Annotated in this window: 4 protein-coding genes; 1 reads left to right on the top strand and 3 read right to left on the bottom strand. The window is 57.9% G+C overall.

Features of this window, described 5'->3' with window-relative positions:
• Positions 1 to 77: 77 nt before the first annotated feature.
• The 3 genes from QMM04_RS19980 to QMM04_RS19970 are packed head-to-tail and all read right to left on the bottom strand — an operon-like array spanning position 78 to position 4,675.
• Complete coding sequence (locus QMM04_RS19980; protein ID WP_153001979.1) at positions 78 to 401, bottom strand: hypothetical protein; 324 nt, start codon at positions 399 to 401, stop codon at positions 78 to 80.
• A gap of 21 nt (positions 402 to 422) precedes the next feature.
• Positions 423 to 4,046 carry a transporter substrate-binding domain-containing protein gene (locus QMM04_RS19975; protein WP_282996843.1) on the bottom strand — a complete coding sequence of 1,208 codons (3,624 nt, stop codon included), beginning with the start codon at positions 4,044 to 4,046 and terminating at the stop codon, positions 423 to 425.
• Positions 4,047 to 4,048: 2 nt separating this feature from the next.
• On the bottom strand, positions 4,049 to 4,675 hold the full coding sequence (locus tag QMM04_RS19970; RefSeq protein ID WP_058770944.1) for a response regulator: 627 nt from the start codon (positions 4,673 to 4,675) through the stop codon (positions 4,049 to 4,051).
• Between the two features lie 248 nt (positions 4,676 to 4,923).
• Here QMM04_RS19970 and QMM04_RS19965 point away from each other — a divergent pair, with 248 nt between their 5' ends.
• Positions 4,924 to 5,526: a response regulator transcription factor gene (locus tag QMM04_RS19965; protein ID WP_058770943.1), complete on the top strand. Its 603-nt coding sequence runs from the start codon at positions 4,924 to 4,926 to the stop codon at positions 5,524 to 5,526.
• Positions 5,527 to 6,487 lie beyond the last annotated feature (961 nt).

Genomic DNA, 6,487 nt, shown 5'->3' with positions numbered 1-6,487 from the left:
TCCGTTCGATGCCGAAATATGTCTTGCCAGGTAACCGGCAAGACGGTATCTACAACGATGCGGGACAGGTTTTGTCGTCAGGCGTATTCATGCGCATCTGTGGCAAGGTTGCACAGTACCGTAGGGTGCGCATTCATGCGCACCGGTGTGAATCGGTGGATAGATTCATGCACGTCTGTAATAAGGTTGTACAGCATCGTAGGGTGCGCATTCATGCGCACCGGCGTGAAAATGTTTGCTTTGATAAACGTCATTGCGCAATAAATTGCGCCGCTACCACCCGTGCGGTTATAAGCGGCATCACATGGAAGGGATATCTGCACGATAAGTCGCGCCATCTGCGGATGCGATCTCTGCACTGTCCAGTCGCACAAACCGTAGCGGCGCGATTTATCGCGCATTTCAATTACCGCACTACTCCATCACGACGCCTGCAAATAATGCATTACCGACTGGTTCAGCGTATCCAGCTTCTCTTCCAGCAGCAGAAGCCCTTCGCGGATGACCTCCTGATCTTCAGCGCTTTGGCAGGCGCGCTCGATCTGCCCGCACAGATCATCGATCTCGCCGGCGTAAATGATCTGCGCCGATCCGCCCAGCCGGTGCAGCGATGAGGCCAGTGCCGGCCAGTCCTGCGCATCAAAATGGCGCCAGCACTGCTGCATATCGTTGCGGCTCTCCTCGCCGACCTTTTCCAGCATCTTCGCCACCATCGCATCGTCGTGATACACCATGGCGCGCAGCGATTCGAGCGACAGCAGCGAATCCAGCGCCGGCACTTCGGCGGCCGGCTCGTTGCTGCTCAGCAGCTCGGCCAGCTTGTCAATTTTCAGCGGCTTGAACAGGCAGGCATTCATGCCCGCTTCCAGACAGCGCACGCGCACGTCCGACTGCGCATTCGCCGTCAGACCAAAAATTTTCACCGCGTTGCCGCTGCGGCGCAGGGTCTGCGTCAGTTCGATGCCGCTCATGCCCGGCATATTGCAGTCGGTAATGATCAGATCGAACGCCTGATGCGCCAGCAGCGCCAGCGCCTCTTCGCCGCTGCTGGCTTCGCTGATCTGCTGGCCCAGCTCGCTGAGCTGGCTTCGCAGCAGCAGGCGGTTGGCCGGATGGTCGTCGACCACCAGAATATTCAGCTGCGGCAGCGCACGGCTGCGCGCCACGCGGGTTTTCTCCAGCAGCTTGCGCGCCCGGCGTGCCGGCATCATCACGTTAAGCTGAATCAGCGTGCCGCGTCCCGGCTGGCTGTTGAGGTTCATGGTGCCCTGCATCTTCTCCAGCAGCTGGGCGCTAATCACCAGGCCAAGGCCGGTGCCGGTCTGCTTGCGGCCCTCTTCGGTCTGGGCAAACGGCTGAAACAGTTTGGCCTGGTCGGCAGCGCTGATGCCCACGCCGCTGTCTTCGATCTCAATTTCCAGCTCCAGCGAACCGTCTTCCCACTCATGGCCGATCACCCGCACTTCCACGCCGCCTTCGTGGGTAAACTTGATGGCGTTATTGATGTAATTGGCGATCACCTGGCGGAAGCGCGCGGCATCGATAAACACTTCCAGCCCCGGCGGCGTGTCGCTGTGGTAGTGCAGCGTCAGATTTTTGCCGCTGGCCATGCCGTCAAACAACCGCACCACCGGCAGCACCAGCTGCTCAGTGCTGACCCACTCCGGCATCAGCTCCAGCTGACCGCTCTCAATCTTGGCCATGTCGAGGATATCGCCAATCAGCCCCAGCAGCGTGTTGGCCGACTCGTAGGCGATCTGAATGGCTTCGTTATCGCGCTGTTTGCGCCCTTCCAGCTCCAGCAGGCCGATGATGGCGCTGATCGGCGTGCGGATCTCATGGCTCATGGTGGCGAGGAACGAACTCTTGGCACGGTTGGCTTCATCCGCCACCTTTTTCTCCGCCTGCAGCGCCAGCATCAGCAGTTCGTAGGCGGTAACATCCTGCCAGCCGCAGATCAGCCCGGTAATATTGCCCTGCGCATCGCGCTGCTCCTGCGCCCAGTGGTGCACCATGCGCGCTTCGCTGCCGTTTTCGATCTCAATTTCCAGATCCTGGGCGGTATCGCCCCACAGACTGTTATGCGCCAGCGCCACCAGTTCCGGATCGTTGACCGCTTCCGGGCTCATCAGCGGATAGAGTTTGCTGATGAGCGGCGACAGCGGATGGCGCTGATCGTAAAGCGAAAAACTCAGGCGCTGCGCGTCGACGCCGGCAAAAAAGCGCTGAAACGCACCGTTAGCACTGACCACGTTCCAGTTGCGATCCAGCACGTAGACCGGCGTTGGCAGGCCATTCAGCAGCGCATCACGAAAGCGCAGTTCAGCCTGCAGGTCAGCTTCTGCGCGACGGCGATGCTTCACCTCTTTGCCGCGATAGTTAACCCACGCCAGACAGGCGATCAGCAGCAGCGCGGTCAGCAGAGTGATGGCGTAAAACTGCGCGCGGTACAGCTGCCAGGTGGTGCGCGTGGTCTGCGGTGTGCCCTGCCAGCGGCTGGCAATCAGCGAGATTTCGCTCGGCTGAATGTCGGCCAGCGCTTTATCAATAATGCTCAGCAGCTCCGGCTGATCGCGGCTGACGGCAAAGCTCAGCTCCACCGGCGGCAGCGCCAGACGCGACACGATCTTCAGCGGTTGCTGCGCGTAGCGCGCCAGTAACGTGTTCACGCTCAGCTGGTTATCGATCAGCCCGGCGACCTTGCCCTCCTGCAACAGTTGCAGCGCCAGGCTGGCGTTATCCACTTCAGACAGCTGCAGCGTGGGGAAACGATCCAGCAGCGCCTGACGCGCCGGATTGCCTTTGACGATACTGAGCTTCATGCCGGGATAGAGCGCCTGCGGCGCATCAGGCTGGTCCGGCACCAGCAGCACCAGCGGCACCTTCAGGTAAGGCCGGGTAAAGCGCACTGCCTCCTGATGGCCGCCATCCTGCGCCATCGCTGCCAGCATCGCTACCTGATGCTGCTCCAGCTGCTGTACGCCGTCACGCCACGAATACGCCGGCACCGGGGTGAAAAACAACCCGGTGCGCAGCTGGATCAGATGCAGCAGATCGGCGCTGATACCCTGAAATTCGCCCTGCTCATCCAGCAGCGCCAGCGGTGCAGAGAACGGATTGAACGCCACTTTCACCTGCATATGCTGCTGCAGCCACTGCTGCTCGCGCGGCGTCAGGCTGAGCGGATCCTGCAAACGCCAGACGTCCGGCCGCTGCGTCCACTGCCGCGAAATTAGCCGATGCTGTTCGCCGGGAATAGCCGCGATGGCGGCATTCAGCGCTTGCAACAGCGGCTGATTATCGGCTTTCACTACCAGACGGCTGCCGTACAGTGCGTCTTCCGGCAAAATCGCTGCCAGCGCCAGCTGATTGACATAGCTGCGTTCAATCAGAAATGCTGCCGCCAGCAGGCTACCGAGCGCATAGTCCGCTTCGCCACTGGCCACTGCCGCCAGCGCCGCCTGGCTGGAGGGATAACGCACGATGGTGGCGTCAGGGAAATGCTGTTTGATTTGTGCATCGGTCAAAAAGCCTTCGCGCATGGCGAGGCGCAGCGGCGCATCGTACGGCACCGGCTGTGAGGCCTGCTTCTCCGCGGCGATCACCACCGGACGATTGATGAGAAAACTGTCTGTTGTCCTGAAGGCCGCCGCATCGTGCAGTTCGCGCCCCGGCGAGCTAAACAGCGCATCCGCCGCGCCGCTTTTCACCGCTGCCTGCGCCGCCGCCTGGCTGGGATAACGCACCATCACCGCCTGCATGCCAAGATTGCGCGCCAGCAGTTGCAGATAATCGGTGTAGATGCCTTCCACGCTGTTGCCGCTGCCCGCTGCCTCCTGATAGATCAGATAAGGCGGCAGCTCCGGTGTCCACACCGCGACGCGCAGCTCATGTTTAATGCGCAGCCAGCGCCACTCGTCACCGCTCAACTCAATATGCAGGGGTGCCAGCTTTTCACGGCTGAACAACTGAAATATTTCGGGCTGCGGCTGGGCGGCCAGCAGCGGACTCAACAGCAGCAGAAGCAGGGTGACCAGGCGCAGCATCGCTACTCCATATGATTACGATTGGCGAAGGCAAAGAGATCGCGCAGGCTTTTGCAGTGCAATTTCTCCAGCAGACGGCCTTTGTAAGTTGAAACGGTTTTATTGCTGAGATTCATGCGGTTAGCAATACGCATGTTATCCAGCCCCTTCAACAGATAAGTGAACACCTGAAATTCCTGCGGCGACAGCGATTCCAGCAACTGCTTATCGGAGTGGATGTGATTCTCTTCCGCCGGCACATTAATACCGGCCAGCGGGAAGTAACCATAGCCACTTTGCGCTGCACGAATTGCGGTGATGATTTCCGGCAAATTGTCCTTTTTACTGATAAAACCATTCGCTCCGCAGCGCACACTCTGTACCGCATAAAAGTTCTGATTCTTACCTGAGACGATAATAATAATACCCGGAAAACTCTTAGCACGCAGCGCTTTAACCACTTCGATGCCGTTCAGCGAGTGAATATCAATATCCATTACCACGATATCCGGATAATGCTGGTCGATTAGCTGCAGCGCTTCATAACCATCATCGGTTTCGGCGACCATGCTATGCCCTTCTTTTTCAAGAAGAAAGCTTACCGCCATGCGGGCCATAGGATGATCGTCGACGACAATAAATTTCGCCATGTTTTATTTCCTGACGTGACCTTAAAGAGAAAAGTTAATTACCTGACTATTAGACTAATAAATTCAACCCTGAATCAACCACAATCAAATAACACAACGTAGGTCGCGTCCTACACACCACCGATGAACATTCCCATATCCTTGTGCGGAATTTAATCGTAAGATCTGACCATCGCGAATTAATTACTCTGCGAACAATATGAGTTGTATTTAAATGTAAGGGCGTAAATATGGGAAAGGAGGCTCCAGTGAAAACAGGCAGTGATAATAAGCCGAAGAGAATCATTATTGCGCTCAGCTGCCATTTTGCACTGACCGGTTTACGTGAGTTGTGCCAGCCGCTGAAGGATTGCAGCGTACAAACGCTGCAGATTGCGCCGGAAACGGTAGCGGAAGAGTTGATGTTCAACCACGCCGATTTACTGATTACCGAACTGCCGCGTGACGCCGCCGGCCTGGCCGAGCTGCTGCTGATTCCCGAGTGGTTTAAAGGCCATACGCTGATTCTGCTGGATGAAGAGACCGAGCCAATGCGTCAGACGCTGGTGGCCGCCGGATTCTCTGCGGTAGTGAATAAAAACGATCGGGCTGAGGTACTGCAGCGCAGTATTGGCCAGCAGCTACAGCGCAAACCGTCGCGCTACGATTACGCCGCACCGGGCCGCAATGCGCTGGCACGCGAAAAACGCGTAATGTGCGCCCTGCTACGCGGCATGAAGCCAGCGCGCATTGCGCGTGAAATGGGCCTGCACCCGCGTGAGATCAGCCGCAGCAAGGTCAACAGCCTGGCGCGCAGCGGGTTTCCCACGCTGAACGCGATGCTGGCCTGCACCGGCCGCCGCCCGATTTAAGCAGCAGGAAAGCGCATGTCGCCAAAAGCGTATATGAATCCGTAGGGCGCGCATTCATGCGCACCACGACAGCGCAGCAATAAATCCGCACACCAACCGTAGCGGCGCAATTCATTGCGCAATCTACTACGGTGCGGCTGGCGGATTCGCGCGATAAATCGCGCCGCTACGCCACCTGCGGCCTGGAAACCGGGCAGCTGAATGGCGCAGCCATATCATCGCTGCAACCGGTGAGACTGGACAATCTGCCACCCGGACGGCACAGCAATAACAACACGCACAAACCGTAGCGGCGCAATTCATTGCGCAATCTACTACGGTGCGGCTGGCGGATTCGCGCGATAAATCGCGCCGCTACGCCACCTGCGGCCTGGAAACCGGGCAGCTGAATGGCGCAGCCATATCATCGCTGCAACCGGTGAGACTGGACAATCTGCCACCCGGACGGCACAGCAATAACAACACGCACCAACCGTAGCGGCGCAATTTATTGCGCAACCTACCGCGGTGCGGCTGGCGGATTCGCGCGATAAATCGCGCCGCTACGACACCTGCGGTCTGGAAACCGGGCACCTGAATGGCGCAGCCATAATGCCGCTACGAAACCTGCGGTCTGGAAACCGGGCAGCTGAATGGTGCAGCCATAAACCGCTGCAACCGGTGCGAATGAACAATCTGGCACCCGGACGGCGCAGCAATAACAACACGCACAAACCGTAGCGGCGCAATTCATTGCGCAATCTACTACGGTGCGGCTGCCGGACTCGCGCCATAAGCCGCACAATGCAAAAGCGTTACAACTTTGTAGGGTGCGCATTCATGCACACCAGGACCGCGCAGTAATAATAACGCGCACCAAACAGCGCAGCGAAATAATTACACAACCATTAATTCGCAGGATAATAAAAATTACAGACCGGTCTTAATTGACACACAACTATTAAAAGTCTAATCGGGCGCA

It is taken from the genome of Pantoea sp. Pa-EAmG (assembly GCF_030024295.1).
Classification (GTDB): Bacteria; Pseudomonadota; Gammaproteobacteria; order Enterobacterales; family Enterobacteriaceae; genus Pantoea; species Pantoea dispersa.
The sequence above is the reverse complement of the archived record's forward strand: the minus strand, read 5'-3'. Positions and strand labels throughout refer to the sequence as shown.

Excerpts from the sequence above, each read along its gene's own strand:
- QMM04_RS19980 (WP_153001979.1), bottom strand. The coding sequence starts at position 401 with ATGCGCGATAAATCGCGCCGCTACGGTTTGTGCGACTGGACAGTGCAG.
- QMM04_RS19975 (WP_282996843.1), bottom strand. The coding sequence starts at position 4,046 with ATGCTGCGCCTGGTCACCCTGCTTCTGCTGCTGTTGAGTCCGCTGCTG.
- QMM04_RS19970 (WP_058770944.1), bottom strand. The coding sequence starts at position 4,675 with ATGGCGAAATTTATTGTCGTCGACGATCATCCTATGGCCCGCATGGCG.